The sequence below is a fragment of the Mycobacterium sp. IDUB_9 genome (assembly GCF_055419505.1).
Window position 1 is genome coordinate 173,649 of record NZ_JBVAXU010000009.1, and the last position, 24,967, is coordinate 198,615.

Below are 24,967 nucleotides of genomic sequence, written 5' to 3' on the forward strand. Positions count from 1 at the left end.
TGTGGTTGACCGCACACGCGGGCCGGTTCTCATCGTGACATGCGGGTTGTCCAGGTTGCGAACTTCTACGGCCCGCGATCTGGCGGGCTGCGTACCGCGGTCGACCGCCTCGGCGCGGAGTATGTCGCGCTGGGCCATGAGGTGTATCTCATCGTGCCGGGTGCACACCCGCAGCGGCATGTCCTTGCCAGCGGCGTCGTGCGGATTTCCTTGCCTGCCAGGCTGATCCCGTTCACGGGCGGCTACCGCGCGGTGCTGCCGCGGCCGGTGACCGCGTTGCTGCAGCAGCTCGGTCCGGACGCGATCGAAGTATCGGACCGGTTGACCCTGCGGTCGCTGGGGCCGTGGGGCCGCAGACACGGTGTGGCCACCGTGATGATCTCCCACGAACGCCTGGACCGGTTGGTCGGTCAGGTGCTGCCGCGATCGGCGGCGGTCATGGTCGCAGACTTCGCCAACCGCCGCACTGCGGCGAATTACGACGCGGTCGTGTGCACGACAGGTTTCGCGCGGGAGGAATTCGACCGGATCGGTGCGGACAATGTGGCGACCGTGCCGCTCGGCGTGGACCTCGAGCAGTTCCACCCGAGGCGCCGGTGTGCCGAGATGCGTAGCCGCTGGGCTGCGCCGCAGCAGACCCTCCTGGTGCACTGCGGCAGGTTGTCAGTGGAGAAACACGCTCACCGAAGTATCGATACCGTGGCCGCACTGCGTGATTCGGGCCTAGATGCCCAAATGGTGGTGGTGGGGGAAGGGCCGTTGCGGGCTCGCCTCGAGAGGCAGGCCAACGGGCTACCGGTGGCCTTCACCGGGTACATCGGTTGCCGCGACACCGTGGCGACCATCCTGGCCTCGGCAGATGTCGCACTGGCGCCCGGGCCGCACGAGACCTTCGGCCTGGCGGCGCTGGAGGCGCTGGCGTGCGGAACTCCGGCGGTGGTGTCCCGGACGTCGGCACTTGCCGAGATCCTCACCTGCGACAGCGGAGCGACTGCCGACAACGACGCCCACGCCATCGCGCAGGCCGTCACCTCGGTGATCGGCCGGCCCGAACCGATGCGGCGCAGCAGTGCCCGTCAGCGTGCCGAACAGTTCACCTGGCCGCGGTCGGCGGCCGGAATGCTCGACGCACTGGGAGCCGGGTAACAAGGCGGGTTTTGCGCACGCTGACGCCAGACCTGGTGTCCGGGCCCGGCCCGACCCTATGTTCCGCGGGTCAGATTTACGCGCACGCTGCCTGAAGGACGGTCGAGCATGTCCGAAACCACCACAGCCCCAGAATCGTTGGGCGACCCGCCGCCGGTAGCCGGCCGCCAGTTGCGCGGCAACCTTTCAGTGGCCTCGATCGTTTTCATGGTGGTGGCCGCGGCCGCGCCACTGGGTGTGATCGGCGGGGTGGTGCCGCTGGGCATCGCCTCGGGCAACGGAGCCGGATTCCCCGCCACGTTCATCGCCGCCACGCTGGTGCTGTTGTTGTTCGCGGTGGGCTTCACCGCGATGACCCCTTACGTCGATGACGCGGGCGCCTTCTTCTCCTATGTTCGTCAATCGCTCGGACTGCCCGCCGGCATCGGTATCGCGTTCGTGGCGCTGGTGAGCTACGTGGCGCTGGAGGCGGGCGTGTACGGCCTGCTCGGCCCGGCGGGGGCGAGTGTGGTCGAGCTGGCCGGCGGGCCGATTGTGCCGTGGTGGGTGTTCGCCGTCGCAGGTTTTGCGGTCACGACGTACCTCGGGTACCGCAACATCGAGCTGTCCAGCCGCCTGCTCGGCGTGTTGTTGACCGCCGAGATCGCGATCGTGCTGGTACTCGACCTGGTGATCGTGGCCAACGGCGGTGAGCATGGCCTGTCTGCGGGCATCGTGAATCCGAGTGCGGTCTTCTCCGGCTCACTGGGCATCGGGTTGCTGTTCGCGATCATCAGCTACGTCGGATTCGAGGCGACCGCGATCTTCCGCGACGAGGCCCGCACTCCGGAGCGCACGATTCCGCGGGCCACCTATCTGGCGCTGATCCTGATCGGGGTGTTCTACGCGGTCACCAGCTGGGCGTTGATCTCGGGCTGGGGCGATGAGCAGGCCGTCGCCCGTGCCACCGACTCGGGCTCTACGTTCCTCGGCGACACTGCGCACCGCTACATCGGCGCGGCGGGCGCCGACATCATCACGGTGTTGTACTTCACCAGTCTGTTCGCCTGCATCCTGGCCTTCCACAACGTGGCCTCGCGATACGTGTTCGCGCTGTCGCAGCGCGACGTGTTGCCCGCGCGGCTGAGCCGGCCGCACGAGCGGCACGGCTCGCCGCACCGGGCCTCGCTGTGGATCTCGGGAGTCGTGGCGCTCAGCGTGCTCCTGGCAGTGGTGTTCGGGCTCGACCCGGCCGCCCAGTTCTACACCTGGTTCGCCGGGGCGACGACGGTCGGCGTGGTGCTCCTGATGATCGCCACCAGTGTCGCGGTTCTCGTCTATTTCGGGTCCGACCGGCATGGCCATTCGCTGTGGCGGGTGCGGGTCGCACCGGCGTTGGGTCTCGCGGGCCTGTTGGGTGCACTGGTTCTGATCCTGACCAACCTCAGCGACCTGGTGGGCGGTTCCAGCGTTTTGGCGTGGACCATCCTCGGTGTGCTCGTAGCCGCGTTCGCGGCCGGTGTGGTCGTGGGTCGCCGGGTCGGCTGAAACCGCACATCACACCCCGGCGGGGCCGATAATTGTCTGCGGTCTCAGGACGATTCCCAGGGGGTCCCGGATGTATCGAGTTGCAGTGTTGGCCGTATCGCTGTTCCTGGTCGCGGGAACGGTAGTTGCCTGCGGGCAAGCCAATTCGCCGGCCGGCCACAGCCAGCACTCCGGGACTGCCACCACCGGCCCGGGTAAACAAGTTCCGACCGGCCCCGTCATCGCGATCGAGGGGATGGGATTCAGCGCACTGGGCCCCGTGGCGCCGGGAACCGCGATCACGATCGTCAACAAGGACGAGGTCGAGCATTCGGTGACATCGCGGACCAAGGGACTGTTCGACGTCCACGTCGACGGCAAGGGACAGGCGACGTTGACGGCCCCGCAGGAGCCGGGGGAGTACGCGTTCTACTGCCTCTATCACCCCGCGATGCTGGGCACCCTGACCGTCAAGTAGACGCTGCGCGGGTGGACCAGGCCACCGGCATGCGCTTGATGCCGTGGATGAACGGCGACAGCAGCCGGTCAGGTTCCTCGGTCACCACGATGTCGGGCAACTGCCGGTGCAGTTCGGAGAACGCGACGGTGATCTCACGGCGCGCCAGGTTTGCCCCGAGGCAGAAATGCGCGCCGCCGCCACCGAATCCGAGGTGGGGGTTGGGGTGTCGGGTGATGTCGAACATCCACGGATCGGCAAACTTTGACTCGTCCCGATTCGCCGATCCGTACCACAGCGTCACCTTTGCGCCGGCGGGCAGCGGTGTCCCGCCCAGCACGGTGTCCTGCGTGACCGTGCGGCGCATGTAGCTCACCGGCGACGCCCAGCGCACGATCTCCTCCACCGCGTCGGGGGCCAGTTCGTCATAGCGCGACCACCACTTCTGACGCTGGTCCGGGTAGCGGGTCAGGGCGAGCACACCGTGGCTGATGGCATTGCGGGTCGTTTCATTGCCCGCGACCACCAGCAGGATGAAGAACGAGGCCACCTCGGCCGAGGTCAGCCGTTCCCCGTCGACCTCGGCCTGAACCAGGCTGGTGGTCAGATCCTCGGTGGGCGCCGCACGCCGTTCGTCGGCAAGCGCGGTCGCGTAGGCGCCGATGTCCATCGCGACAGTCACGAACTCGTCGAAATCGGTGGTCAGGTCGGGGTCGCCGAATCCCAGGATCACGTTGGTCCAGTGGAAGATCCGTTGGTGGTCGTGCTCGGGGATCCCCATCATGTCGCAGATGACCTGCAGCGGTAATGGTCCGGCGAGTTCGGTGACCAGTTCGGCGGTGCCGTCGGGATTCCTGGCCACCATGTCACTGACCAGGCGTCGGGCCCGATCACGGACCGAATCCTCGATCCGCGCCACCACGCGCGGCGTGAACGCGCTGCGCACGATGTTGCGAAGCCTGGTGTGCCGCGGATCGTCCAACGCAATCATCGAGCCGAAATACTCTGCCAATTCCGGAGTTTGATCGCCAACGGTGATGCCGGACGCGGAGCTGAAGATCTCCGGATGGCGGCTGGCGTGGAACACGTCGTCGTACCTGGTCACCGCCCAGTGCCCGGCGCTCTCCGGTGAGCCGTCGAGAACGCAGGCACGGTGGAACGAGATCGGGTCGTCACGGCGCAGCACGCTGAATGCGCCGTCCCGGACGTCGTCGTCCTCACGCCAGAACTGCCAGGATCCGAGGTCGATCTCCGAGCGCGGCACGTCGCTGGGACGCGCCCCATTGATCCGCGGTGCGATACCCACCCCGCCAGAGTAGGGCCCCGCAGGGGCCGGAAAATGGGTAACGCTCGGATCGGCGGTGGCGATACCCCTCTGGGGTGCACGTTTCGCCGCTCGCAGCCAGGTGAGTCGCAAGGCGTTGCGGCGCCGGGCCATTGGGGGATGGCCTGCGCCGGGGTCACGACCGTAGGAGGTTCAGGGATGAAACTGACGAAGTTCGTGGCGGCTGCGTTGACAGTCGGTGCGTTCGGAATGGGCGTCACGGGGTTGGGGGCTCCGGTGGCGTCGGCGTCGCCCGCTGTGCCGGCTCCGCTCAAGCCGGGGCACGGCAACGACGACTGCTTCCCGTTCTGCAACGGCGGGCCGCCCGGCCATGACCGTGATTTCGATCGCGGCCGCGATTTCGACAACCGCGGGCACGATTTCGACAACCGTGGACATTGGGACGACAAGGGTCCCTGGTGGTCGAACAACCGGCACGACTGGTGGGACGACCGTAACGGCCCGCCGCCATGGGGCTGGGGCCCGCCGCCACCGTTCGAATGGCGGGGTGGGCCGCTGCCGCCGACCATCAACTACTGGGGCTACAACTTGAACCCTGTGTGGGACAACGGGTTCCGCCAGTGGGGTGTGTGGCTGTTCGGCGTCTGGGTACCGATCCTCGGGGTCGGCGTCCGCTGAGACCCCATCGGTAGTGGTCAGCCGCTCTCGCGGGTGGGGCCCTCGTCGCCGTCCTGATCGAAGTCATCCTGATCGTGACGGACGACGCGGACCCGCCCGTGGGGCAGGCATGCGGCGTAGCCGTGGTATTTCCCGTACAGCTCCCACGATGTCCGGCCTTCTTCGGGCCGGACATCGATCCGGTGGCCGTCGGAAAAGCTCAGGTGGAGGCTGCCGTTGTCCTCCCAGTCGGCGTGCGTGCACCGTTGACCGGCGAAATCGAACAGCGGCCGAACTTCATCGCGCAGTGACCGTGGGTCCAGCGACACCACTTCGGATGCGTCGGTATCGGTCGCCGGCAGTGTCAGTTCCAGTGGGACCGAGATGACGAGTTCGTTGTAGTCGTCGAGGTTGAGCACCAGGCCATCATGAAACGCGATCCGCTGGACCAAGCACCCTTGAATCCATTGTTCGCTCATTGTCTTACTCTGAACCGCCGGGCCGGCGGGCACAAGAGGCGGTTGCGCGGTGTTGGGTCGAATATGGATGACATGGGAAACGTCCGATGAAGGTGCGGTTCGGTGTCGGCGTCGGCGCCGACACGGCCCCAGGTGAACTGGGCGGCATCGTCGATCACCTGGAGAATTCCGGGATCGACTCACTGTGGTTCTCCGAACTGGTCTACACCCCGGCGGTGGATCCGTTCATCGGCATGGCCTACGCGCTGGCACGAACCCAGCGGTTGAAGGTCGGGACCTCGGTTGCCATCCTGCCCGGGCGCCATCCCGTGCTGGTGGCCAAACAACTGGCCTCGCTGGCAGCGCTGGCGCCCAAGCGAGTGCTGCCGGTATTCGGCCTGCATTCGGCCCTGCCTGCCGAGCGGGACATCTTCGTCGTGCCCGACCGCCGCCGGGCTGCCGTCTTCGACGAATCACTGCACCTGTTGCGATCGGCGCTGAACGGCCGTGACGTGTCGTTCGAGGGTGAGTACTTCACTGTCCGCTCCGCTCAGGTGCAGCCGGTACCGGCCAAACCGATCGACATCTGGCTGGGCGGCTCGGCCCCGGCGGCGTTGACCCGCATCGGTCGATTCGGCGACGGATGGCTGGGCAGCTTCCTCACGCCCGACGAGGCGGGGGCAGCGCGCCGGCGCATCGAGGCGGAGGCAGAGACTGCCGGCCGGGTCATCGAGCCTGACCACTACGGCATCAGCCTCGCGGTGGGGGACGGCGTGCTCTCGGCTGATCTGCTCGCCGCGGTGCGCCGGCGCAGGCCCGACGTCGACCCGACCGAACTGCTGGCCGCGGACTGGCCCGACCTGCACCGCCAGATCGACGGTTACCTGGCTGCCGGGCTGACCAAATTCGTGATCAGGGCGGCAGGCTCCACCGAGCGCGCCGCATTCCTGGACCGGTTCGCCGCCGAGTTGTTGCCCCGGCAGAACTGAGCTCGGTGAGGTTCCGCGTTGAACCCGGAAGTGTGGACTTCCGTGTTAGGGGGTATGCGCGGGCCGTGCGTGCGGCTGCGCCCTGAGCGAAGGAGACTGCCATGAGGATGCGACTCCGGTGGTTGCGCCAAACGGTGATAGCCGGGCCGGCCGGCGTGCTGTCGACGGTTGCGGTGGTGTTGGCGCTGGTTGCCGCACCGACCGCAGCTGCCGACGATCGGCTGCAATTCACCGGCACCACGTTGTCCGGCGCGCCCTTCAACGGGTCCGGCCTGGCCGGGCGGCCCGCGGTGCTGTGGTTCTGGACGCCGTGGTGCCCGTTCTGCAACGCCGAGGCGCCGTCGGTGAGCCAGGTTGCCGCAGCCAATCCACAGGTCAGTTTCGTCGGTGTGGCGGCACACTCCGATGTCGGGGCCATGCAGGGGTTCGTCGACAAATACCACCTCAATTTCCCCAACCTCAATGACGTCGACGGGTCGATCTGGGCTCGCTACAACGTCCCGTGGCAGCCGGCCTACGTCTTCTACCGTGCCGACGGGTCGTCCACGTTCGTCAACAACCCCACGTCGGCGATGCCGCAGCAGGAGCTGGCCGATCGGGTCGCGGCTCTGAAGAGCTAGTCGCCGGGCGTGTCAGACAACCTGGTGGGGTTGGCGTTCGGCGCCGGACTCGTCGCAGCACTCAATCCGTGCGGTTTCGCGCTGCTGCCCGGGTACCTTGCGCTGGCGGTGCGGGGCACCTCGCCGCGCGGGCCGCTCAGCGCGTTGGGACGAGCGCTCGTGGCCACCGCGGTGATGACTGCCGGATTCGTTGCGGTGTTCGGCACTTTCGGGCTGCTGACCGTGGCGGCCGCAAATACCGTGCAAACCTATCTTCCCTATGTCACCGTGGTCATCGGGATCGTCTTGGTCGCGCTGGGGGCCTGGCTACTGGCCGGCCGCCGGCTCGGGTTTCTGCTGCCCGACGCGGTGGCGGGCCGTGCCGGCTGGGCACCCACTGCGCGGCTCGGCTCGATGGCCGGCTACGGCGTCGGATACGCGCTGGCGTCACTGTCGTGCACCGTCGGGCCTTTCCTGGCGGTCACCGGTGCAACCCTGGAATCGCACACCGCGCTGCACCGGGTGGCGGTGTTCGGCGCGTACGCGGGGGGTTTCGCTCTCGTCGTCGGGGTGCTGGCCGTGGCTACGGCGCTGGCCGGCACCGTCGTGATCGACCGGTTGCGTCGCGTCGTCCCCTACATCAGCCGGATCAGCGGAGCCCTGTTGATCGCCGTCGGCGCCTATGTCGCCTACTACGGGTGGTATGAGATCCAATTGTTCGGCGCCGCAGGAAATCCCGATGATCCGGTGATCGCCGCCGCCGGTTACCTGCAGGGCACCCTGGCGGGGTGGGTGCACCGGCACGGCGCCTGGCCGTGGGTGCTCGCCCTTCTCGTCTTGGTGGCGCTCGGTGTGTGGCGGGTCAGATTCGCCGCCGGGCGTCCTTCCGTTCAGCGGTCGAAGTCGGACTCGTCGTCTGACGGCACCACTATCGCCTGATCGATGAGGTCGGCCTCGGTGGCCTCCACATCGGGTGAGATTCGCACCCGGCGCAGATCCGCCAACGCGTCGTCTTCGTCATCGACGCCGACCGGAATCAGCTGTTCGACGACATCGGCCTCAGGGGCGTCGTCGAATCCGTAGCCGTCGAAGCCCTCTTCATCCACCTGCGTCATGATTGCCCCTCTCACCGGCCGGCGTCGGCTCTCCATTCGATTGTGCACCACGGCGGCCCGGGTCGGGAGATTCATTGGTCGGCAACGGAACTGAGTGCCGCGCGAACACCTTCGGGAACGGGTCGCTTCGACCAGTCACCGGTCGAGACAACGACGTAGACGTTGCTGCCGCACACCCTGGGCTGCTCGTCGCCGGAGGCGTCGGTGCCCAGCACGGTGAAGCCCAGCGTGAAGCTGGTGGTGCCGATGCGCTCGCAGCGCACAACGACGCGCACCGGTTCCCGCCAGCGGACCGGCGCCCGAAAATCGATCTCGGTGTGCACCACCTGCATGTCGAGGCCGTCGGCGATCAGGTCGGCGTAGCTCACCCGAAGATGGTCGAACAGCCCGGTGCATGCCTCGTCGAACCAGGTGAGGTAGTGGCCGTTGAACACCACGCCCTGCTGGTCGATCTCGGCGTAACGCGGAACGATTCCGAAGCTGTACTGGGTCACGTGAGCACGGTAGCCGGGGTGCCGCAGCCCGGGCTTTCGCAGGGCCCGTCCGCGGGAGAGACTTGTGCCGTGAAGCTGGTGACTCTCGACGACATCGACGCCGCAGCCCGGCGGATCGCCCCCGACATCGTGCGGACCCCGCTGCTGGCCGCCGGGTGGGGAGACCCCGACCGTCCGTTGTGGCTCAAGCCCGAGAGCCTGCAACCGATCGGCGCATTCAAGATCCGCGGCGCGTTCAACGCGCTGGGCCGGCTCGAACCCGATGTACGGGCCAGGGGAGTGGTGGCTTACTCCAGCGGCAATCATGCGCAGGCGGTGGCGTATGCGGCTGCGGCCTTTCGCGTGGACGCCCACATCGTGATGCCCGAGGAGACGCCGACCGTGAAGGTACAGGCCACCAGGGACCGCGGGGCACAGGTCGTGTTGTGCGGGGCGGGTCAGCGTGAATCGGTTGCCGCCGAACTGGTCGAGCGCACCGGTGGTGTGCTGGTGCCACCCTTCGACCATCCCGACGTGATCGCCGGCCAGGGCACCATCGGGTTGGAGATCGCGCAGGATCTCCCCGACATCGCGACCGTACTGATCCCGATCAGCGGCGGCGGCCTGGCCTCGGGCGTCGGCACCGCCATTCGGGCGATGTGTCCGCGGGCCAAGATATTCGGTGTCGAGCCCGAACTCGCCGCGGACACCGCCGAGAGCCTGGCTGCCGGTCATCTGGTGGACTGGCCTGTGGCGCAACGCAACCGGACCATCGCCGACGGACTGCGCTCGACACCGTCAGAGCTGACATTCGCCCATCTGCGTCGGGTTATTGACGGTGTCATCACCGTGACCGAAGGTGAGATTCGTTCAGCGGTAAGACAACTGGCGCACCGCGCGCATCTCGTTGCCGAGCCCAGCGGGGCGGTGGCGCTGGCGGGCTACCACAAGTTGGCAACGCCACCCGGGCCCACCGTCGTGATCGTCTCCGGCGGCAACATCGAGCCACAGTTGCTGGCCGACATCCTCTCCGGCGATCAGTGAATGCCTTCCATCAGCCGGCTGATCCGTGGCGACATCAGTAGCACCACGACACCGGTGAGGATCGCCACCGCGCCGAGAATCCCGAAGTAGGCGAACTCGTTCGCCGGATCGTAGCGCTGCGCGAGCACACCTGACATCGCCGTACCCAGACCGACCGAGAAGAAGAACAGCGCCATCATCTGCGCCCGGAACGCAACTGGTGCAAGCTTTGTCGTCACCGACAGGCCGATCGGCGACAACAGTAGCTCGGACACCGCGAACACCACCATGATGGCGGCCACCAGCAAGGCCGGCACCACTTTTCCGGTGGTCTGTGCCATCGGCAAGAACAGCAGGAATGCTGCGCCCATGCCGATCACTCCGTAGCCGAACTTGCGAGGTGTGGTGGGTGCCCGGTTGCCCAGCCGGGTCCACAGGATCGCGAACAGGGGGGAGAGCAGGATGATCCACACAGGTTCGATCGACCCGATCCAGTTCGACGGCGCGGTCCAACCGAAGACGGACCAGTTGACCCGTTCATCGGAGTAGACGGCCAGCACCGTGAAGGTTTGTTGGAACAGTGACCAGAACACCGCGTTCGCGATGAACAGCGGGATGAAGGCACGGACCCGCGTCCGTTCGGTTTCGGACACCTTGGTGCTGGTAAGCATCACCACGAAGTACATGACCGAGGCCACGACTATCACCGCGGTGGTGAACTGCGACAGGTTGGCCAGGTTGACAAGGTGCACCGAGAACAGCACCGCCACGGCCGCCGCCAGTACCGCCACCACGCCGACGACCTTGCCAATTGACCCTGGCGGCAACGGATTTGCCACGACGCGTCCGTGGTTCCCGAGATTGCGCCGGAACATCACGTACTGCGTCAGCCCCAGCGCCATACCGATGGCCGCGACGCCGAAGCCGTAGTGAAAGCCGATGTGGGTCTGCAACAATCCCGTCGCCAGAGGTCCGACGAAGGCGCCGAGGTTGACGCCGAGATAGAACAGGGTGAACCCACCGTCGGCGCGCGGATCCTCCTTGGCATAAAGCGTGCCCAGCAGTGCGGAGGCGTTGGCCTTGAGTGCTCCGGATCCTAGCGCCACCAGCACCAGTCCGATACCGACACCGGCCAGACCGGGAACGACGGCCAGTGTGATGTGGCCGGCCATCACGACCACGCCGCCGTAGAACACCGTCCGCTCCATGCCGAGGAGGCGATCGGCGATCCACCCTCCGAGGACGGTGGACAAGTACACCAGTCCGCCGTAAGCGCCGACGATGCCGGTGGCGGTGCTCTTGGGTAGCCCGAGTCCGCCGTCGGCGGCCACGTAGTACAGGTAGTAGCCGAGGATCGTGAGCATCCCGTAGAAGGAGAACCGCTCCCACAGTTCCACGCCGAACAGATTGGCCAGCCCGATGGGATGACCGAAGAACGTGCCGCGCTGCGACGAATCCTGCATTTCCTGCATGCGCCCCCACCTTGCCATGCAACCGACCCCGGTCGGTCGATATTGACGGGCTCGGCGGCAAACTAACACTCGGTTGTGTACTGGCGATTCTGCGGCACAGCACATTTCGGTGCCGGTGATGAACAGCGACCGCAGGTGCAGGGGATGGGCACGAAGCTGCCACCGGGTAATGTCACCGTGAAACGTTTGGACGACGGCCACACTTTCGGGGGTGCATGTGGACGCGGTGCTCGGTGTTTCGTTGACACCGTCCACCGTCGGTCTGGTCCTGGTCGAGGGCAGCGAGGCCGACGGGGCGACCGTCGACCACGAATCCCTCGACATCCGGGGCCTTGCGCCCGCGCGCACCGATGACATCTGCGCCGATGTCGTGAAGGCCGCCCGGCGCGCCGAAAGGGTTGCGGCAGAACGCGGTCTGCAACTGACCGCGATCGGTGTCACCTGGAGTTCCGGGGCGGCTGCCGAGGGTGCGGTGTTGCTGAAGAAGTTCGCCGATGCCGGGTTCGCCGATGTGGTTCCGGTGCGGCTGCCCCAAGCGACCGATGCACTGGCGCGGCGTGTCGCCGGCATCGTCGGATTCGACACGACGGGCGTGTGCGTCCTGGAACCCGATGTCGTGCAGGCGATGACGGTGGGCGGCGACGATCCGGTACAGACCGCGGTCAGCCGGGGCATCGAGACCGTGGCCGGCCTGATCACCTGGTTGTCCGACGTGCTCGGCGCGGCCGCTCCGCGGCCCGATGCGCTGGTGGTCGTGGGATCCGCCGTCGACCTGGACTCTGTGCTACCGAAATTGGAGCAGGCCCTCCGGATGCCGGTGTTCACACCGGCCGAACCCGGGTTGCCGTTGGCCCGGGGCGCGGCCCTGGCCTCGGTACGGCGGGGCCGGCGGGCATCCGATGACCGCGTGGCCTCGGCTGGTTGGCGCTGGCCCCCTACACAATTGACTCCGCTGGCGATATTGGTTGGTGGAATCTTGGCCTTCGGAGTTTCGCTGGCGCTGGCGGTCAGTCAGCAGCTGCTTCCCGGTTCAGAGCCGACTCCGCACCGCAGCACGCGTCCGGTGGTGAGCACGTCGGGCGACTCGGCGTCGGTACAGCAGACGTCGGCGGTCCCGGCACCGTCGGTGCCGACCGAATCCCCGCCCGTACTCGAACCCGTGGTCCAGGACGCCGGCCCGGAGTACGTCCCCGATCAAAGTGTCACCGCCCCGCCCGAGCACACCGCCGTACCGGGCGAGCAGCTTGCTCCTGCGGGGTCCGAGCCGGCACCGGTGACTTCCGAGCTCCCGCCGGCACTGCCCGAGAACGTCCCCGGTGCGCCACCCCCCGATGCGGCGCAACAGCCACCGTCGGCCGACCAGATGCCGCCGGGAGAGACTGCCGTGTCGCCGGAACCGTCCCCGACATCGGAGGTGCCTCCTCCTCCTCCACCACCACCACCTCCGCCTCCGCCGCCTCCGGCACCCGAGGTCGCACCGGCTCCGCCGAGTACGGCGCAAGAGGCGGCGCCGATACAACAGACGGCCGCGCAGGCTCCGGCGGTCGAACCGGCGCCACCCGCGCCCGAAGTGGTGTCACCGGAGGCAACACCACCCGCGCCTGAAGAGGTCCCGGCCATGCCCGAGTCGCAGGCTCCGGTTCCCGTCGCGCCCTGATCCCGGTGACGTTGCTGAGGCCGCCGCGATGGCGCTGATGCGTGGGGTGAAACGTTCTGAGACGCCGTGCCGATGAGTTCACCATGGGCAACCCACCGCGCCACCGCCGACCTCGAATTGCCGCCGTCACGCTGCGCCTGAAAGGGGCAGCGCCGGCGCTCACCTACACTGGTGGAATGCTGACCGCCCCATCGTCGTCATTCGGAACCGTTCGAGCGTCGGTACTGAAAGTGTTTGCCGCGATTGGTGTGGCCACCTTGGCTGCCGCGAGCACGGTCAATGTCGCAGCTGCCGCAGTGAGCACGCCTGCACCCGGTGTGACCATCGAGCCCGCCGCGGGTTCGGTGGTCGGTGTCGCCATGCCACTGACCGTGACGTTCGACAACCCGGTGACCGACCGGGATGCGGCGCAGAGCAGCCTGAAGATCAGCTCGCCGGAAACACCAACCGGCACCTTCACATGGCTCAGTGACGATGTGATGCAGTGGAAACCCGATCAGTTGTGGCCGGCGCATTCGAAGATCTCGGTCACCGCCGGTGGTGCCAAGACCAGCTTCGAGACCGGGGCGCAGGTGCTCGGCGTGGCCGACATCGATGCGCACACCTTCACGGTCAGCATCGATGGCGCCGTGGCCCGGACGATGCCCGCCTCGATGGGGAAGCCCAAGCACCCCACTCCGATCGGTACGTTCAGTGCGCTGGCGAAAGAGCCTGTCGTGGTGATGGATTCACGCACCATCGGGATTCCGCTGAGTGACCCGGAGGGCTACAAGCTCACTGTGTACGATGCGGTCCGCGTGACCTGGGGCGGCGTCTACGTGCACGGTGCGCCCTGGTCGGTGGGATCGCAGGGCTATTCCAACGTCAGCCACGGCTGCATCAACTTGAGTCCGGACAATGCCGATTGGTACTTCAACACGGTGGGGTTGGGCGATCCTATTGTCGTGCAGTCGTAGCCGCGTGCAGGTTCTTCGACGTCGGTGAGGTGGACGCCGTCGCCGGGTCCGGATACGTCCGCAGTATCCGGTCGGCGGTTCCGGCGGTGGTGACCGTGAACCAGTAGTGCTCGTTTTTGTAGTGGTGCTGCCGATGGTTCCGCCAAACCGCTCGGTATGCACGGGTTTTCGGCTTGTAGTCGCTGTGGATCAGGTAGTGGCACCACTCGTATGACAGTCCGAGCACCGTCAACACTGACAGGAACGTCAGCCCGAGGCCGGTCCGCGGAAAGACCAGGAATGCCACAGCCACAGCGATGGGCAGGATCCACAGCAGAGCCTGCCACGGTATGAAGATCAGCGGGATATCGCGCGGCTCTACGTGGTGGCGCCGGTGATCGCGAGCCAGCCGCGAATCCAGGTTGAGCGCGCCGAACTGCCTTGGCCGCCAGTGCAGTACGAAGACGTGGACGATCCACTCGAAGAACGGGAACACCGCAAGCATCACCACCGGCACCACCGCATCGGTGAATTGCCAGTTGCCGACGGCGCACCGCGCGACGACGCTGATGACCAGTGCGGTGCCGATCATCCAGGGGGAGGGGTGCCTGATGAATTCCCGTACCGCGTCGCCCAAGGTGAAAGCGTTGCGCGTCATCGGGTTTCCTCCAATGCGTCGAGTGCGCTCATGAGTGCGTTGGTGGCCGGCTCCAGCAGGTGCTGAGCAGCATGGCGGGCGGCCACCGGGTCACCCGCTTCGATGGCCGCCACGATCCGCCGGTACGCGTCGGGACGGCCGACCTCGGCGGCCATCATGGTGGCCAACGCCGGAAGCGCGGGCTCGTAGGTTTGCCGAAGAGTGTTGTACATCAACCGGAATGCGATCGAATTCGCGCCGTCGACGATCAGGTCCCAGAAGGTGAGCGCGTGGCGCTGTTGCTCCACCGGATCAGGTTCGGCCGCCAGTGCGTCGACCGTGCGCGAGAGTTGCGTGACGACCTCGGGCGCCGCCCGTTCGGCGGCCAACTCGGCGACCTTGGGTCCGTTGTGCAGACGGGTTTCCAGGATGCTGCGAACCACGCTCACGTCGAGTTCGCCTGCGCGCAAGAGGAGTCGGGGCAACAGGTCCAGGCCGGCATGCTTGCGGAAGTCCCGCACCGTGGTCGAGTCGCCCTGTCGAACCTCGACCAAGCCGGCCTCGGTGAGCCGCTTGATCGCCTCCCGTATGGCCGGGCGGGACACCCCGAGTACCTCGGCGAGGCGGCGTTCACTGGGCAGCGGTTCGCCGGGTTGCATCTGACCGCTGAGTACCTCGGCGACGATCTGCTCGAAGACGTCCTCGGGCACGGATCGGCGGTTTACCGGTTGTAACGCCATGGGACCATGCTGCCTCGCCTAGCGGTCAGAGGTCAAGTGGTCAGACCAGTGGAGTCCTGCGCAGCGCGTCGGCGGTCTCGGTGTCGGCCGGCAGAAACGCCTCGATACTCAGTTCCGCGGCAGTCAGGTCCAGCGCGGTGCCGAAGGTGGTGACGGTGCTGAGAAAGGTCAGGGCGGTGCCGTCCGGCGCGGTCAATTCCAGTGGGACGACGACTCCGCCGAGATCGCGGACCGGCTCCATCCCTCCCGGATAGGACTCGATCTCGGTGAGAAGGCCGGCCAGCTCGGCCGATCCGCTCACGGTGACCTCACGACGCAGCCGGCTGATCAGGTGGTGACGCCATTCCGCCAGGTTGCGGATGCGCGGTGCCATGCCCTCGGGGTGCAGGGTGATACGCAGCGCATTGGGTCGGGTCAGCAGGTGTGGTGCGACACCGTCCAGCATCACCGCGGTGCCCGCATTGGCCTGCAACAGGTTCCAGGTGCGATCGACGACCACGCAGGGATAGGGGTTGTAGGCGTCCAACACCCGGGTTACCCCGTCGCGTACGGCGGTCATCTCGGGATCCTCCAGGGTCCGCTCGGCGTAAACCGGTGCCAGCCCCGCGGCGAGGAGCAGTTGGTTCTGGTCGCGCAGCGGCACCTCCAGTGCCTCGGCGAGGCGCAGAACCATGGCCCGGCTCGGTACCGACCGTCCGGTCTCGATGAAGCTGAGGTGACGTGCCGAAACGTCGGCCTCGATGGCCAGGTCCAGCTGACTGATGCGGCGGCGTAATCGCCAGTCGCGCATGAGCGATCCGATCGGTGTCTGGGTTGCCGCGCTCGTCACCACCCGAGTCTCGCTCACGCAAAGGGCGATAACCACTACCTGGGGGGTAATTGCGGAGATTACCCAGTTCGCGTGATGGTTGGTGTCGTCCCCACGGAGGAGGCTGCGATGAGCGAGAAAACCCAGTCACACCAATCGATCCCGCGGTGGCTGCACGCCGTCATGGCGGCCGACCGAGCCGGGTCGGCCGGCTATGTCGCGGCCGGGTTCTTCTTCGCGCCGGTGCTCGCGGTGGCATCGCCGTGGCCGGCGCTGACAACGGCGCTCTGGATTGCGATCGCGCTCGCGGGACTGTGGCTCGGGCTTCTCGGCATTGCGATGGCAACCGGTCTGGCGATCGTGCTGCGGTCGAACACCGAAATCCCGGATGACTACTGGCGATCGATCATCGACTATCCGACCGGCCGCGGTAATCCACCTGCCAATGTTTGATGCCGTTGAGCCAACCAGACCGAAGTCGTTCGGGCGCCGCCAGCGGCGTCAGGTCGGGCATCCCGTCGGCGATCGCGTTGAAGATCAGGTCGATCGTCATCCTGGCCAGGTTGGCGCCGACGCAGTAGTGCGCGCCGGTGCCGCCGAATCCCACGTGCGGGTTGGGATCCCGCAGGATGTCGAAGCGGTACGGGTCGTCGAACACCTCCTCGTCGAAGTTCGCCGAGCGGTAGAACATCACCACCCGCTGCCCCTTCTTGATCGGCACGCCGGCCAGCTCCGTGTCTTCGAGCGCGGTGCGCTGGAATGACGTGACGGGTGTCGCCCACCGGACGATCTCGTCGGCCGCGGTGCCCGGGCGCTCCCGTTTGAACAACTCCCACTGGTCGGGGTGGTCGGCGAAGGCCATCATGCCCTGGGTGATCGAGTTCCGGGTCGTCTCGTTGCCGGCCACCGCGAGCAGGATGACGAAGAAGCCGAACTCGTCGTCGGACAGTTTGTGCCCCTCGACGTCGGCCTGCAGAAGCGTGGTGACCAGATCATCGCCCGGGTTCTTCGTCCGCTCGGCCGCCATCTGCATTCCGTACATGATCAACTCGACGGAGGCGCTGATCGCGTCGTTGGAGGCGAACTCCGGGTCCTGGTCGCCGACCATCTGATTGGACCAGTCGAACAACTTCATGCGGTCTTCCTGCGGCACGCCCATCAGTCCCGCGATTGCCTGTAGCGGCAGTTCACACGAGACCTGTTCGACGAAATCCCCCGAGCCCTCGGCTGCGGCGGCAGCGACGATGGCCCGGGCGCGGTCGGCCAGGTCGGCGCGTAGGCGTTCTATCGCCCGGGGAGTGAAGGCCCGGGAGATGATCTTGCGCAGATGCGTGTGGTGCGGTGCGTCCATGTTGAGCATGACGAACTTGCCCTGTTCGATCTGCTGCTGGACGGTGCCGTCGCGATAGCGCGGGAGGGCGGTCTTCTCCTGGCTGGAGAACACGTCGCTGCGCAGGGAGACCTCTTTGACGTCCTTGTGCTTCGTGACGACCCAGAACCCTCCGTCGTCGAAGCCGCCTTGGCCCAGCGGCTGTTCGTTCCACCAGATCGGAGCCAGCTTGCGCATCTCCGCGAGCTCCTCGACGGGAAGTCGCTCGGCGTATATGTCAGGATCGGTGAAGTCGAACCCGGGCGGGAGGTTGAGAGTCGGCATGGCGTTGGCGCTCCTCGCGACGACGTTGTGTAGTGGCGTAAAGCCATTGCTACACCACAGGTGGGGCCCCTTGGACCGGGTTTCGGAAACTCCCACATCGTTGGTATTGGAACGTGTTCTGATGCCTGCGCTGTAACGATTGAACGAGCGCGACGATGCACTCAGCGTTACCATCTGTCCCTGGAGCAACAGCAGGAGGAAATAGAGATGCGTGTCGACATCCGGAGGATTGCGTCGTTACTGGCGTGCGGTGTGTCGGGGCCGCTCGTTGCGCTGTCGCTGGCCGGCGCGGCGGCTGCCGAACCAGCCACCCCGGTGGTCCCGCCCGCTCCGGTTCCCGCCCCGGTACCTGGGCCGGCATCGGCGCCCGGACCGGTACCCGGGCCGACAGCGCAGGCTGCCGGAGATCCGGGGGCACTGCCGGTCGAGCCGCCGGTCGGGACCCCACACCTGGCGAGCCCGGACGCCCTGCCGCCGGGAGCGACGATGGACCCCAGCGGACAGGGAAATGAGACGCCGAACCTGAGCTATCTCAAGGATCTGTGGCACGCCGTGCAGAGCCAGGAGATCAGCGGCAAGGAAGCACTGATACTCGGCGTCGCGCAACGCGGGATGAACACGCCGGTCCCCGGTCAGGCACCCGGTCCGAACGTCCCGGTCTCGCCGGGCGCGTCGGGTCCGATGGGTGGACCCGTTGCACCGGGAGCATCGCTGTCTCCCGGCACGCCGATGCCACCGGGCACTCCGATGGCGCCCGAAGTGCCGGGGCCCGCCGTGTCGGCCGGTCCGCCGCCGGCGCCCCTGCCCTGAGGTCCGGACGAGCCGATCAGGCAGTCACGCTTGCGGCCGGGATCCGATCCACCCGAGCGGGGACATGCTTGTGCCACGGGGTGCCCGCGTACTCGTCACGCCACTGTGACGAGGTGAGCTCATTGGGAGCGACTCCGGGAACAATCGACTGTCCCTGGCCGTCGGTGTGGTCGAGGCCGTACCCGTTGGGGAGCGCGATGTGTCCGGGCAACATCGTGTCGCTGATTTCCACGATGGCTTCCGCGGCTCCCGCCGCGGTGGTGATCTTGGCCCGGTCGCCGTCGAGCAGGCCGATGGCCCGGGCATCTTCGACACTGATCCGCAACGCGCCCTCGGTATCGCGCTTGCGCCAGCTGGGGTCGCGGAAGATGTCGTTGGCGGTGTAGGCACGCCGCTCGCCGGCCGAGAGCACCATCGGGAACTCTGCGGAGGTCAGCGCTGCGGGTGTGCTCGGCAAAGCCCTTACCGCGTCGAGCATTTCGGGCATGTCGAGTGCGATCTTGTGATCCGGATGGCTGATCAGGGCGAAATCGTCTTGATACTCGTGTTCGGTGAACGTCAACCCGGACCGGCCGGCCAGGATGGCCTCGAACAGCGCGTTGCCGTCGGCGTGACCAGCGCGCCGGACCGCGTCCGGGTACGTCATCGCCGTCTTCTGGGCCAAGCCCCACAGGGCCGCGGCACCGGCCAGGCCGTCTGGAAGCGCCGGTCCGAGCGTCTCGTACAGGACGTACGGCAGCACCCGGCCGAGGCCTGGATTGGCACCCACCGCTCCCAGGAATGCTGCGGCGTAGGCATCCAGTCCCTCCCGGGCGGCGCGGCGCAAGGGATCCAGCTCGGCATCGTCGACCGCGCCGATCGCACGGACCAGGCGGGCCCAGATTTCCGGTTCGGGCAGGGTCCCGGGCAGCGGTTCGAACAGCGGGTGGCGCAAATGGAAGTCGTTGTGCGGGAATTCGAGGTTGAAGAAGGTCGCCTCGGGTTTCTCGAACTGATTGGCCGCGGGCAAGACATAGTCGGCCAGCCGCGCCGTTTCGGTCATCGCGACGTCGATCACGACGAGCAGATCCAGCGAATCCAGTGCAGCCCGCACGGCTGCGGAATCGGCGATCGAGTGTGCCGGATTGCTGCTCTCGACGATCATCGCCCGAAACCGGTCGGGGTGATCGGTGAGGATCTCCTGCGGCACCGCGTTGGACGGAACCAGGCCGGCGATCACAGGTGCGCCGGTGACCGGGCTGCGCCCGACCCCACCCGAGCCGAACAACGGGGCGAACGACGAATGTAGGTGTTGCCCACCGCGTTTGCCGAAGTTTCCGGTGAGAATCCACAGCATCTTGTTGAGGTATGAGCACAGGGTGCTGTTGGGCGCCTGCTGGATGCCGAGGTCCTCGAACACCGCCACGCTGCCGGCGGCGGCGATGCGCCGCACCGATTGGCGCAGCAGGGTCTCGTCGACGCCGCACCGCTGGGCGTAGTCGGCGATCGGCACCTGTCGCAGCACGTCGAGAACCGGCTCGGTGCCATTGACGTGAGCCTTCAGAAATGCGTCGTCGCAAAGGTTTTCCTGCACCAGCACCGCCGCCATCGCAGCCAGGCACCAGGCGTCGGTACCTGGCTTCACCCGCAGGTGGAAGTCGGCGAGCTTGGCAGTGTCGGTGATCACCGGATCGATCACGATCATCGCTCGGTCCGGGTCTTTGGCGATCTCGTTGAGCACCACCCTGGCGCGCGGGAAGCTCTGTGACATCCACGGGTTCTTGCCCACGAACACCGAGACCTCGGCGTGGGCGAACTCGCCGCGGGTGTGTCCGCCGTAGAAGTGGGCATCGACCCACGCCTCGCCGGTTTTCTCCTGTGCCAAGGCATTTGACCGGTACCGCGACCCGATCGCCTTGAGGAACGCGCCGCTGTATGCGCCGCCGAGATGGTTGCCCTGCCCGCCGCCGCCGTAGTAGAAGATCTTGTCCCCGCCGTGACTGTCCCTGATGGCGAGGAAACCGGCGGCGATCTCGGAAATCGCAGTGTCCCAGTCGATCTCCTCGTAGCTGCCGTCAGGCTTGCGGCGCAGTGGCGAGGTCAGGCGGTTGGTGCTGCTCTGGTAATGGTCCAGCCGCAGCGCCTTGTTGCAGGTGTAGCCCTGTGAGGCCGGATGGTCCTTGTCGCCGCGGATCTTGGTGATCGACCGGCCTTCGGTCTGCACCACGATGCCGCAGTTGCACTCGCACAGGATGCAGGCGGTGGGTTGCCATTGGTCGACGGTCATGACGATGTTCCTTCCGGCAGGAGTGCACGAAGTTGACCGTGGATGAGGTCCAGCGGTTTGAGGTCACGGGTGGCGCGGGCAATGACGATCGCGCCCTCGATGGCCGACAGGATCAGCATCGCGAGTTCGTCGGCACGGTCCGGATCGGCTCCGTCGGCGCGCAGTCTGTCGGTGATCAGGCCGGTCCACCGGGTGAACGCGGCTCCGGCGCGTTCCAGCACAGGGTCGGGCGCCTCGGCCTGCTGCGGATCGCCCGCCTCCACCGCGACGGCGACCACGGGGCAGCCTGCGCGGAAGCCCGAACCGAGAAGCTGCTTGCGGTACATCTCGATCATGCCGTCGAGCAGAGCCGCGGCGCTGTCGGCTTCCGCCAGCCGGGCCACCACATAATCACCGGCGTAATCGATTGCCTCGCAAAGGAGTTGGGTACGGCCGCCGGGGAAGTAGTGGTAGGCCGAGCCGCGAGGCGCGCCGCTGTGGGCCAGTACGTCGGCGATCGCGGTCGGGTGTGCGCCGCGCTCCCGGATCAGCAATGCCGCCGACGCCACCATGCGCTCACGAGGACCAGCCATGTCGACGCCCTTTCGACGATTATGTATGTCACCATACATAGTGGCGGTGGCTGGGACCAGAACCTCCCCGAAAAAGACGAAATGGCTGCGAGAACCTAGGTTCTCGCAGCCATTTCGTCGACTTCGCGGCCGGCGCGGCGCCGATCAGACGCCGGCGGCCTCGTTGAGCGCATTGAGGTTGCCCGTCGCCTCCAGATATTCCTGCACCCAGCGCTCGATCACCGCGGAGGTCTTCTCCACCTTGGTGAACTGGCCGACCACCTGGCCCACCGGGTTGAACGCGACATCGATGCTCTCGTTGGGGTACTTGTGTGTGGCGGCCACGGCCATGCCGGACACCATGTACTGCAGCGGCATGCCGAGCGGCTTCGGGTTGTCCGCGTCCTCCCAGGCCTCGGTCCAGTCGTTGCGGAGCATGCGGGCCGGCTTGCCCGTGAACGACCGGCTACGCACCGTGTCGCGGCTGGTCGCCTTCGCGTAGGCCGCGTGCTGCACCTCGGTGTGCTCGGACTCCTCGACCATGACCCACTGGGATCCGGTCCAGGCGCCCTGCGCGCCGAGTGCCAGTGCCGCGGCGATCTGCTGGCCGCTGCCGATGCCGCCGGCGGCCAGCACCGGAACCGGCGCAACCTCCTTGACCACCTGGGGCCACAGCACGATCGAGCCGACCTCACCGCTGTGACCGCCGGCCTCGCCGCCCTGGGCGATGATGATGTCGACTCCCGCGTCGGCGTGCTTGCGGGCCTGTGAAGGCGATCCGCACAGCGCCGCGACCTTGCGGCCCTCGGCATGGATGCGCTTGATCATCTCGGCCGGGGGCGTGCCCAGCGCGTTGGCGATCAGCGTCATCTTGGGGTGTTTCAGCGCGATCTCGACCTGCGGCGTCGCGGTGGCCTCGGTCCAGCCCAACAGCTGGAGGGCGTCATCGTCGCTGTGGTCGACCGGCACGCCGTGGTCGGCGAGGATCTTCTTGGCGAAGTCCAGGTGCTCCTGGGGCACCAGGGACTGGAGCATTCCCTTGAGGTCGTCGGCCGACATGTTGGCGTCCATGCCCTCGTACTTGTTCGGGATCACGATGTCGACGCCGTACGGGTGGTCACCGATGTGCTCGTCGATCCAGTTGAGCTCGATCTCGAGCTGCTCGGGGGTGAATCCGACGGCGCCGAGCACGCCGAAACCACCGGCCTTGCTGACGGCGACAACGACGTCGCGACAGTGGGTAAATGCGAAGATCGGGACGTCGATCCCGAGCTCGTCGCAGAGTGCGGTGTGCATTCGGAGCTCCTTGTGGTGGCGGTGCGGTTTGCGAGTCCCCGGTCGATCCGACCCGGACAGAAGTGAAACGTGTTCTAGTTTAGTACCACGGCGGATCGTTTGGGGGCTCGACCCAGAAGTTTCAGGCGAGATCCGCGACGAAGGACACTTCGTTGCCGTCCGGGTCGGCTACGTCGATCACAGCGACCATGTCAGCGATGACCTGCGGCTCTCCGACTGTGACACCGTCGCCCCGCAGCCGGGCGACGGTGGCTTCGAGGTCGTCGATCCCGAACCGCACGGCGGTCCGGCCTGCGCGGGCGGGATCGGTGACGACCTGTAGCCATGCGGTGGCGGTCAGCTGCCATTCCGCGACACCTGGAACCGGTTCCAGGTCGGGTTCGCGGTCGAGGAGCCGCGCATACCAGTGCTTCGCGGCCTCGAATCGGCCGGTGGCGATGACGGCCGCGATGTCCTTGATCGCGATGGTGTGCAGTTGTTCGGACATCCTTCTGTTCTAGTCCTGATCCAGTCTCGACTGGCCGATTGTCGTGGCGGCTTGATGTACTAGCCCCATGGGCCGCACGTTGTCGCCACCCGAGTCGCTCGATGAGATCGGGGACGGTCCCGGTGGCGCGCAGGTGGGGGCCTTCTTCGATCTGGACGGCACATTGGTGGACGGATTCACCGCCACGGCGCACGCCGGTCACCGCATCCGCCGGCGGCAGGCCGCTGCCGGCGAGATCCTCGGAATCGTCGAAGCCTCGGTGAGGTATCGGATCGGCCGGATGCCATTCGAGCGGCTGCTGGTTCGGGCGGCCGGATACCTCCGGGGCGAATCTCTGCTCGAGCTCGACGAGCTGGGTGAGTACCTGTTCGAGAGTCGCATCAACCAGCGGGTCTACCCGCACATGCGGGACGTGGTGCGTCGTCACCAGGACCGCGGCCATACCGTCGTGATGAGTTCCTCGGCCCTGACCATCCACGCCGAGCCGGTTGCCCGCCACCTCGGGATCAGCCACGTGCTGTGCAATCACTTCCTGACCGACGGCCAGGGGCGGCTGACCGGGGGCATCGTCCAGCCCATCATCTGGGGACCGCGCAAAGCCGCTGCGGTGCAAGATTTCTGCCATGCCAGGCAGGTCGACCTGGCCCACAGCTATTTCTATGCCGACGGCGACGAAGACGGCGCGCTGATGCGGTTGGTGGGCCGGCCCCGGCCGGTGAACCCGCGACCGGGCCTGGCCGCGGTGGCCACCGACCAGGATTGGCCGGTGCTCACCGTGCCGCGTCCCGGCAGCCGGCGTCGGGGCGATCGTCGGCTGCGACCCGGTGCCTAGCTCAGCTTGTGCAGACCCTTGCCGGTGACCAGCGGCAGATCCAGGGTGGTACGGATACCGGGCTGCGCGGCCACCACATCCGGGATGGCGTTGACGATGCGCCCGGCCGCCGCCACGATCGCGGCGTGGTTGTGGTCACCTCGATCGCTGGTCGGGCAGATGTCCACGACATACGACGGCTCGCCGGTGATCTCGACGCGGTAGGAGCCGCCGGGCTGGGCCGGTTGCGCCCAGTCCGGTCGCAGGTCCGCACGCACCCGGGTGACGTGTTCGACGACGATCACCGGCTTACCGCCGACCATGCCGTTGATCTGGAAGCGCATCGCCGCCACTGTGCCCTTGGCGATGACGCCGGTCGCGACCTCGATGTCCTCGGGCGCGGGCTCCAACTCGTAGTGCTCGGTGATGTCTTCGACTTCGACGCCCAGTCCGGCGGCGAGCATCCGGATCGCGGTTCCCCAAGCGGCGCTCAGGATTCCGGGGAGAAACAACATTCCGGGCTGGTCGATCGGATTGCCGAATCCCATGACGATCGACATCACCTCGGTGCCGTCATAGGTGGCGTAGTCGGCGATCTCCATGGTCTTGATCTGATCGATGCGCTGACATGTACCGGCGATCGCGAACGGCACCAGGTCGGTGGCGAACCCGGGGTCGACCCCGGTGATGAACACACTTGAATTACCCGCGTGAGCAGCTTCCTCGACCCGTGCGATGGCCTTCTCCGGCATGGCGCCCCAGGGGAATTGCAGGCCGCCCGGGGCCGAGCCGACCACATTGATCCCGGCGGCCAGTGCGGCCATCACATCGCGGGTCGCTTCCACGGGGCGGGTGTCACCCATCGCGCAGTACACCAGGCAGTCCGGTTTGGCGGCGATCGAGGCATCGATGCCCAGCGTGGCGGTGACCCCGGTGACGCCGCCCAGTCCGGCCAGTTCGCCGGCGTCCAGGCCGACCTTCGCCTCGGTCGAGGTGCCCACCGCGACGAGTTCGAACCGGGGGTCGTCGATGAGCTGGATCAGGGCCAACCGGCCGCAGTTTCCGGTGCCGACGATCGCCACGCGAATGGCCATACAGGTCTCCTCAAGGTGTGCGGTCTAGTCGCAGTATGCCG

At 66.9% G+C, this 24,967-nt stretch carries 27 protein-coding genes; 13 read left to right on the forward strand and 14 right to left on the reverse strand.

What is annotated here, in order from left to right:
* The first annotated feature begins 39 nt into the window (after window positions 1-39).
* From ACZY08_RS27965 to ACZY08_RS27975, 3 genes are all read left to right on the forward strand, one after another.
* Window positions 40-1,146: a glycosyltransferase gene (locus ACZY08_RS27965; protein WP_463747856.1), complete on the forward strand. Its 1,107-nt coding sequence runs from the start codon at window positions 40-42 to the stop codon at window positions 1,144-1,146.
* A 108-nt stretch (window positions 1,147-1,254) separates the two neighbouring features.
* The gene (locus ACZY08_RS27970) at window positions 1,255-2,673 is read left to right on the forward strand and encodes an APC family permease (protein ID WP_463747857.1); all 1,419 of its coding nucleotides are present in this window, start codon (window positions 1,255-1,257) and stop codon (window positions 2,671-2,673) included.
* Window positions 2,674-2,743: 70 nt separating this feature from the next.
* The gene (locus tag ACZY08_RS27975; protein ID WP_463747858.1) at window positions 2,744-3,130 is read left to right on the forward strand and encodes a cupredoxin domain-containing protein; all 387 of its coding nucleotides are present in this window, start codon (window positions 2,744-2,746) and stop codon (window positions 3,128-3,130) included.
* Here ACZY08_RS27975 and ACZY08_RS27980 read toward each other — a convergent pair.
* Entirely contained in the window at window positions 3,123-4,415 is a 1,293-nt protein-coding gene (locus ACZY08_RS27980) for a cytochrome P450 (protein WP_463747859.1), read from the reverse strand. The genes ACZY08_RS27975 and ACZY08_RS27980 overlap by 8 nt on opposite strands.
* A gap of 177 nt (window positions 4,416-4,592) precedes the next feature.
* Here ACZY08_RS27980 and ACZY08_RS27985 point away from each other — a divergent pair, with 177 nt between their 5' ends.
* Complete coding sequence (locus ACZY08_RS27985; protein ID WP_463747860.1) at window positions 4,593-5,072, forward strand: hypothetical protein; 480 nt, start codon at window positions 4,593-4,595, stop codon at window positions 5,070-5,072.
* A 17-nt stretch (window positions 5,073-5,089) separates the two neighbouring features.
* Here the strand turns inward: ACZY08_RS27985 and ACZY08_RS27990 are convergent, their stop codons facing one another.
* On the reverse strand, window positions 5,090-5,530 hold the full coding sequence (locus tag ACZY08_RS27990; RefSeq protein ID WP_463747861.1) for a DUF6188 family protein: 441 nt from the start codon (window positions 5,528-5,530) through the stop codon (window positions 5,090-5,092).
* Window positions 5,531-5,616: 86 nt separating this feature from the next.
* On the opposite strand from ACZY08_RS27990, the gene ACZY08_RS27995 reads away from it, so the two are divergent.
* The 3 genes from ACZY08_RS27995 (at window position 5,617) to ACZY08_RS28005 (ending at window position 8,036) form a co-directional block, all read left to right on the forward strand.
* Window positions 5,617-6,498 (forward strand): TIGR03854 family LLM class F420-dependent oxidoreductase, encoded by an 882-nt coding sequence (locus tag ACZY08_RS27995; RefSeq protein WP_463747862.1) that lies wholly within the window; start codon window positions 5,617-5,619, stop codon window positions 6,496-6,498.
* 107 nt (window positions 6,499-6,605) lie between these two features.
* A complete protein-coding gene (locus ACZY08_RS28000) occupies window positions 6,606-7,118 on the forward strand; it encodes a protein disulfide oxidoreductase (RefSeq protein ID WP_463747913.1) in 513 nt (170 codons plus the stop codon).
* Between the two features lie 9 nt (window positions 7,119-7,127).
* Complete coding sequence (locus ACZY08_RS28005; protein ID WP_463747863.1) at window positions 7,128-8,036, forward strand: cytochrome c biogenesis CcdA family protein; 909 nt, start codon at window positions 7,128-7,130, stop codon at window positions 8,034-8,036.
* Here ACZY08_RS28005 and ACZY08_RS28010 read toward each other — a convergent pair.
* Window positions 7,988-8,212, reverse strand: coding sequence for a hypothetical protein (locus ACZY08_RS28010; protein ID WP_463747864.1), 225 nt, complete (start codon window positions 8,210-8,212; stop codon window positions 7,988-7,990). The genes ACZY08_RS28005 and ACZY08_RS28010 overlap by 49 nt on opposite strands.
* A 71-nt stretch (window positions 8,213-8,283) precedes the next feature.
* Window positions 8,284-8,706 (reverse strand): acyl-CoA thioesterase, encoded by a 423-nt coding sequence (locus ACZY08_RS28015; protein ID WP_463747865.1) that lies wholly within the window; start codon window positions 8,704-8,706, stop codon window positions 8,284-8,286.
* Window positions 8,707-8,775: 69 nt separating this feature from the next.
* On the opposite strand from ACZY08_RS28015, the gene ACZY08_RS28020 reads away from it, so the two are divergent.
* Complete coding sequence (locus ACZY08_RS28020; RefSeq protein WP_463747866.1) at window positions 8,776-9,729, forward strand: threonine ammonia-lyase; 954 nt, start codon at window positions 8,776-8,778, stop codon at window positions 9,727-9,729.
* Here the strand turns inward: ACZY08_RS28020 and ACZY08_RS28025 are convergent.
* A complete protein-coding gene (locus ACZY08_RS28025; protein ID WP_463747867.1) occupies window positions 9,723-11,180 on the reverse strand; it encodes a peptide MFS transporter in 1,458 nt (485 codons plus the stop codon). The genes ACZY08_RS28020 and ACZY08_RS28025 overlap by 7 nt on opposite strands.
* Before the next feature lie 211 nt (window positions 11,181-11,391).
* On the opposite strand from ACZY08_RS28025, the gene ACZY08_RS28030 reads away from it, so the two are divergent.
* Both ACZY08_RS28030 and ACZY08_RS28035 read left to right on the forward strand, forming a co-directional pair.
* Complete coding sequence (locus tag ACZY08_RS28030; RefSeq protein ID WP_463747868.1) at window positions 11,392-12,837, forward strand: DUF7159 family protein; 1,446 nt, start codon at window positions 11,392-11,394, stop codon at window positions 12,835-12,837.
* Between the two features lie 176 nt (window positions 12,838-13,013).
* On the forward strand, window positions 13,014-13,793 hold the full coding sequence (locus tag ACZY08_RS28035; protein WP_463747869.1) for a L,D-transpeptidase: 780 nt from the start codon (window positions 13,014-13,016) through the stop codon (window positions 13,791-13,793).
* Here the strand turns inward: ACZY08_RS28035 and ACZY08_RS28040 are convergent.
* The 3 genes from ACZY08_RS28040 to ACZY08_RS28050 are packed head-to-tail and all read right to left on the reverse strand — an operon-like array spanning window position 13,774 to window position 15,939.
* Window positions 13,774-14,430, reverse strand: a complete 657-nt coding sequence (locus tag ACZY08_RS28040) for a sterol desaturase family protein (RefSeq protein ID WP_463747870.1) — start codon at window positions 14,428-14,430, stop codon at window positions 13,774-13,776. The genes ACZY08_RS28035 and ACZY08_RS28040 overlap by 20 nt on opposite strands.
* On the reverse strand, window positions 14,427-15,149 hold the full coding sequence (locus ACZY08_RS28045; RefSeq protein WP_463747871.1) for a FadR/GntR family transcriptional regulator: 723 nt from the start codon (window positions 15,147-15,149) through the stop codon (window positions 14,427-14,429). Before ACZY08_RS28045 ends, ACZY08_RS28040 begins: the two co-directional genes overlap by 4 nt.
* A 40-nt stretch (window positions 15,150-15,189) precedes the next feature.
* Window positions 15,190-15,939, reverse strand: coding sequence for a helix-turn-helix domain-containing protein (locus ACZY08_RS28050; RefSeq protein ID WP_463747914.1), 750 nt, complete (start codon window positions 15,937-15,939; stop codon window positions 15,190-15,192).
* Between the two features lie 147 nt (window positions 15,940-16,086).
* On the opposite strand from ACZY08_RS28050, the gene ACZY08_RS28055 reads away from it, so the two are divergent.
* Complete coding sequence (locus ACZY08_RS28055; protein ID WP_463747872.1) at window positions 16,087-16,410, forward strand: hypothetical protein; 324 nt, start codon at window positions 16,087-16,089, stop codon at window positions 16,408-16,410.
* On the opposite strand, the gene ACZY08_RS28060 is transcribed toward ACZY08_RS28055, so the two are convergent.
* Entirely contained in the window at window positions 16,364-17,611 is a 1,248-nt protein-coding gene (locus ACZY08_RS28060; protein ID WP_463747873.1) for a cytochrome P450, read from the reverse strand. The genes ACZY08_RS28055 and ACZY08_RS28060 overlap by 47 nt on opposite strands.
* A 207-nt stretch (window positions 17,612-17,818) precedes the next feature.
* On the opposite strand from ACZY08_RS28060, the gene ACZY08_RS28065 reads away from it, so the two are divergent.
* A complete protein-coding gene (locus ACZY08_RS28065; protein WP_463747874.1) occupies window positions 17,819-18,421 on the forward strand; it encodes a hypothetical protein in 603 nt (200 codons plus the stop codon).
* A gap of 16 nt (window positions 18,422-18,437) precedes the next feature.
* Here the strand turns inward: ACZY08_RS28065 and ACZY08_RS28070 are convergent, their stop codons facing one another.
* From ACZY08_RS28070 to ACZY08_RS28085, 4 genes are all read right to left on the reverse strand, one after another.
* On the reverse strand, window positions 18,438-20,687 hold the full coding sequence (locus ACZY08_RS28070) for a molybdopterin-dependent oxidoreductase (protein WP_463747875.1): 2,250 nt from the start codon (window positions 20,685-20,687) through the stop codon (window positions 18,438-18,440).
* Entirely contained in the window at window positions 20,684-21,259 is a 576-nt protein-coding gene (locus tag ACZY08_RS28075) for a TetR/AcrR family transcriptional regulator (RefSeq protein WP_463747876.1), read from the reverse strand. Before ACZY08_RS28075 ends, ACZY08_RS28070 begins: the two co-directional genes overlap by 4 nt.
* A gap of 144 nt (window positions 21,260-21,403) precedes the next feature.
* Entirely contained in the window at window positions 21,404-22,534 is a 1,131-nt protein-coding gene (locus tag ACZY08_RS28080) for a nitronate monooxygenase (protein WP_463747877.1), read from the reverse strand.
* A 121-nt stretch (window positions 22,535-22,655) separates the two neighbouring features.
* Window positions 22,656-23,021 carry a VOC family protein gene (locus tag ACZY08_RS28085; RefSeq protein ID WP_463747878.1) on the reverse strand — a complete coding sequence of 122 codons (366 nt, stop codon included), beginning with the start codon at window positions 23,019-23,021 and terminating at the stop codon, window positions 22,656-22,658.
* A 67-nt stretch (window positions 23,022-23,088) separates the two neighbouring features.
* Here ACZY08_RS28085 and ACZY08_RS28090 point away from each other — a divergent pair, with 67 nt between their 5' ends.
* Complete coding sequence (locus ACZY08_RS28090) at window positions 23,089-23,853, forward strand: HAD family hydrolase (RefSeq protein ID WP_463747879.1); 765 nt, start codon at window positions 23,089-23,091, stop codon at window positions 23,851-23,853.
* On the opposite strand, the gene ACZY08_RS28095 is transcribed toward ACZY08_RS28090, so the two are convergent.
* On the reverse strand, window positions 23,850-24,926 hold the full coding sequence (locus ACZY08_RS28095) for an NAD(P)H-dependent amine dehydrogenase family protein (RefSeq protein WP_463747880.1): 1,077 nt from the start codon (window positions 24,924-24,926) through the stop codon (window positions 23,850-23,852). The two genes, ACZY08_RS28090 and ACZY08_RS28095, sit on opposite strands and share 4 nt — an antisense overlap.
* Between the last annotated feature and the right edge of the window lie 41 nt (window positions 24,927-24,967).

Coding starts and splice junctions, on each gene's coding strand:
- ACZY08_RS27985 (WP_463747860.1), top strand. CDS start 4,593: ATGAAACTGACGAAGTTCGTGGCGGCTGCGTTGACAGTCGGTGCGTTC.
- ACZY08_RS28040 (WP_463747870.1), bottom strand. CDS start 14,430: ATGACGCGCAACGCTTTCACCTTGGGCGACGCGGTACGGGAATTCATC.
- ACZY08_RS28075 (WP_463747876.1), bottom strand. CDS start 21,259: ATGGCTGGTCCTCGTGAGCGCATGGTGGCGTCGGCGGCATTGCTGATC.
- ACZY08_RS28080 (WP_463747877.1), bottom strand. CDS start 22,534: ATGCACACCGCACTCTGCGACGAGCTCGGGATCGACGTCCCGATCTTC.
- ACZY08_RS27990 (WP_463747861.1), bottom strand. CDS start 5,530: ATGAGCGAACAATGGATTCAAGGGTGCTTGGTCCAGCGGATCGCGTTT.
- ACZY08_RS28010 (WP_463747864.1), bottom strand. CDS start 8,212: ATGACGCAGGTGGATGAAGAGGGCTTCGACGGCTACGGATTCGACGAC.
- ACZY08_RS28000 (WP_463747913.1), top strand. CDS start 6,606: ATGCGACTCCGGTGGTTGCGCCAAACGGTGATAGCCGGGCCGGCCGGC.
- ACZY08_RS28025 (WP_463747867.1), bottom strand. CDS start 11,180: ATGCAGGAAATGCAGGATTCGTCGCAGCGCGGCACGTTCTTCGGTCAT.
- ACZY08_RS27995 (WP_463747862.1), top strand. CDS start 5,617: ATGAAGGTGCGGTTCGGTGTCGGCGTCGGCGCCGACACGGCCCCAGGT.
- ACZY08_RS28055 (WP_463747872.1), top strand. CDS start 16,087: ATGAGCGAGAAAACCCAGTCACACCAATCGATCCCGCGGTGGCTGCAC.
- ACZY08_RS27965 (WP_463747856.1), top strand. CDS start 40: ATGCGGGTTGTCCAGGTTGCGAACTTCTACGGCCCGCGATCTGGCGGG.
- ACZY08_RS28050 (WP_463747914.1), bottom strand. CDS start 15,939: ATGCGCGACTGGCGATTACGCCGCCGCATCAGTCAGCTGGACCTGGCC.
- ACZY08_RS27975 (WP_463747858.1), top strand. CDS start 2,744: ATGTATCGAGTTGCAGTGTTGGCCGTATCGCTGTTCCTGGTCGCGGGA.
- ACZY08_RS28065 (WP_463747874.1), top strand. CDS start 17,819: ATGCGTGTCGACATCCGGAGGATTGCGTCGTTACTGGCGTGCGGTGTG.
- ACZY08_RS28035 (WP_463747869.1), top strand. CDS start 13,014: ATGCTGACCGCCCCATCGTCGTCATTCGGAACCGTTCGAGCGTCGGTA.
- ACZY08_RS28085 (WP_463747878.1), bottom strand. CDS start 23,021: ATGTCCGAACAACTGCACACCATCGCGATCAAGGACATCGCGGCCGTC.
- ACZY08_RS28060 (WP_463747873.1), bottom strand. CDS start 17,611: ATGCCGACTCTCAACCTCCCGCCCGGGTTCGACTTCACCGATCCTGAC.
- ACZY08_RS28090 (WP_463747879.1), top strand. CDS start 23,089: ATGGGCCGCACGTTGTCGCCACCCGAGTCGCTCGATGAGATCGGGGAC.
- ACZY08_RS28045 (WP_463747871.1), bottom strand. CDS start 15,149: ATGGCGTTACAACCGGTAAACCGCCGATCCGTGCCCGAGGACGTCTTC.
- ACZY08_RS28095 (WP_463747880.1), bottom strand. CDS start 24,926: ATGGCCATTCGCGTGGCGATCGTCGGCACCGGAAACTGCGGCCGGTTG.
- ACZY08_RS27970 (WP_463747857.1), top strand. CDS start 1,255: ATGTCCGAAACCACCACAGCCCCAGAATCGTTGGGCGACCCGCCGCCG.
- ACZY08_RS28070 (WP_463747875.1), bottom strand. CDS start 20,687: ATGACCGTCGACCAATGGCAACCCACCGCCTGCATCCTGTGCGAGTGC.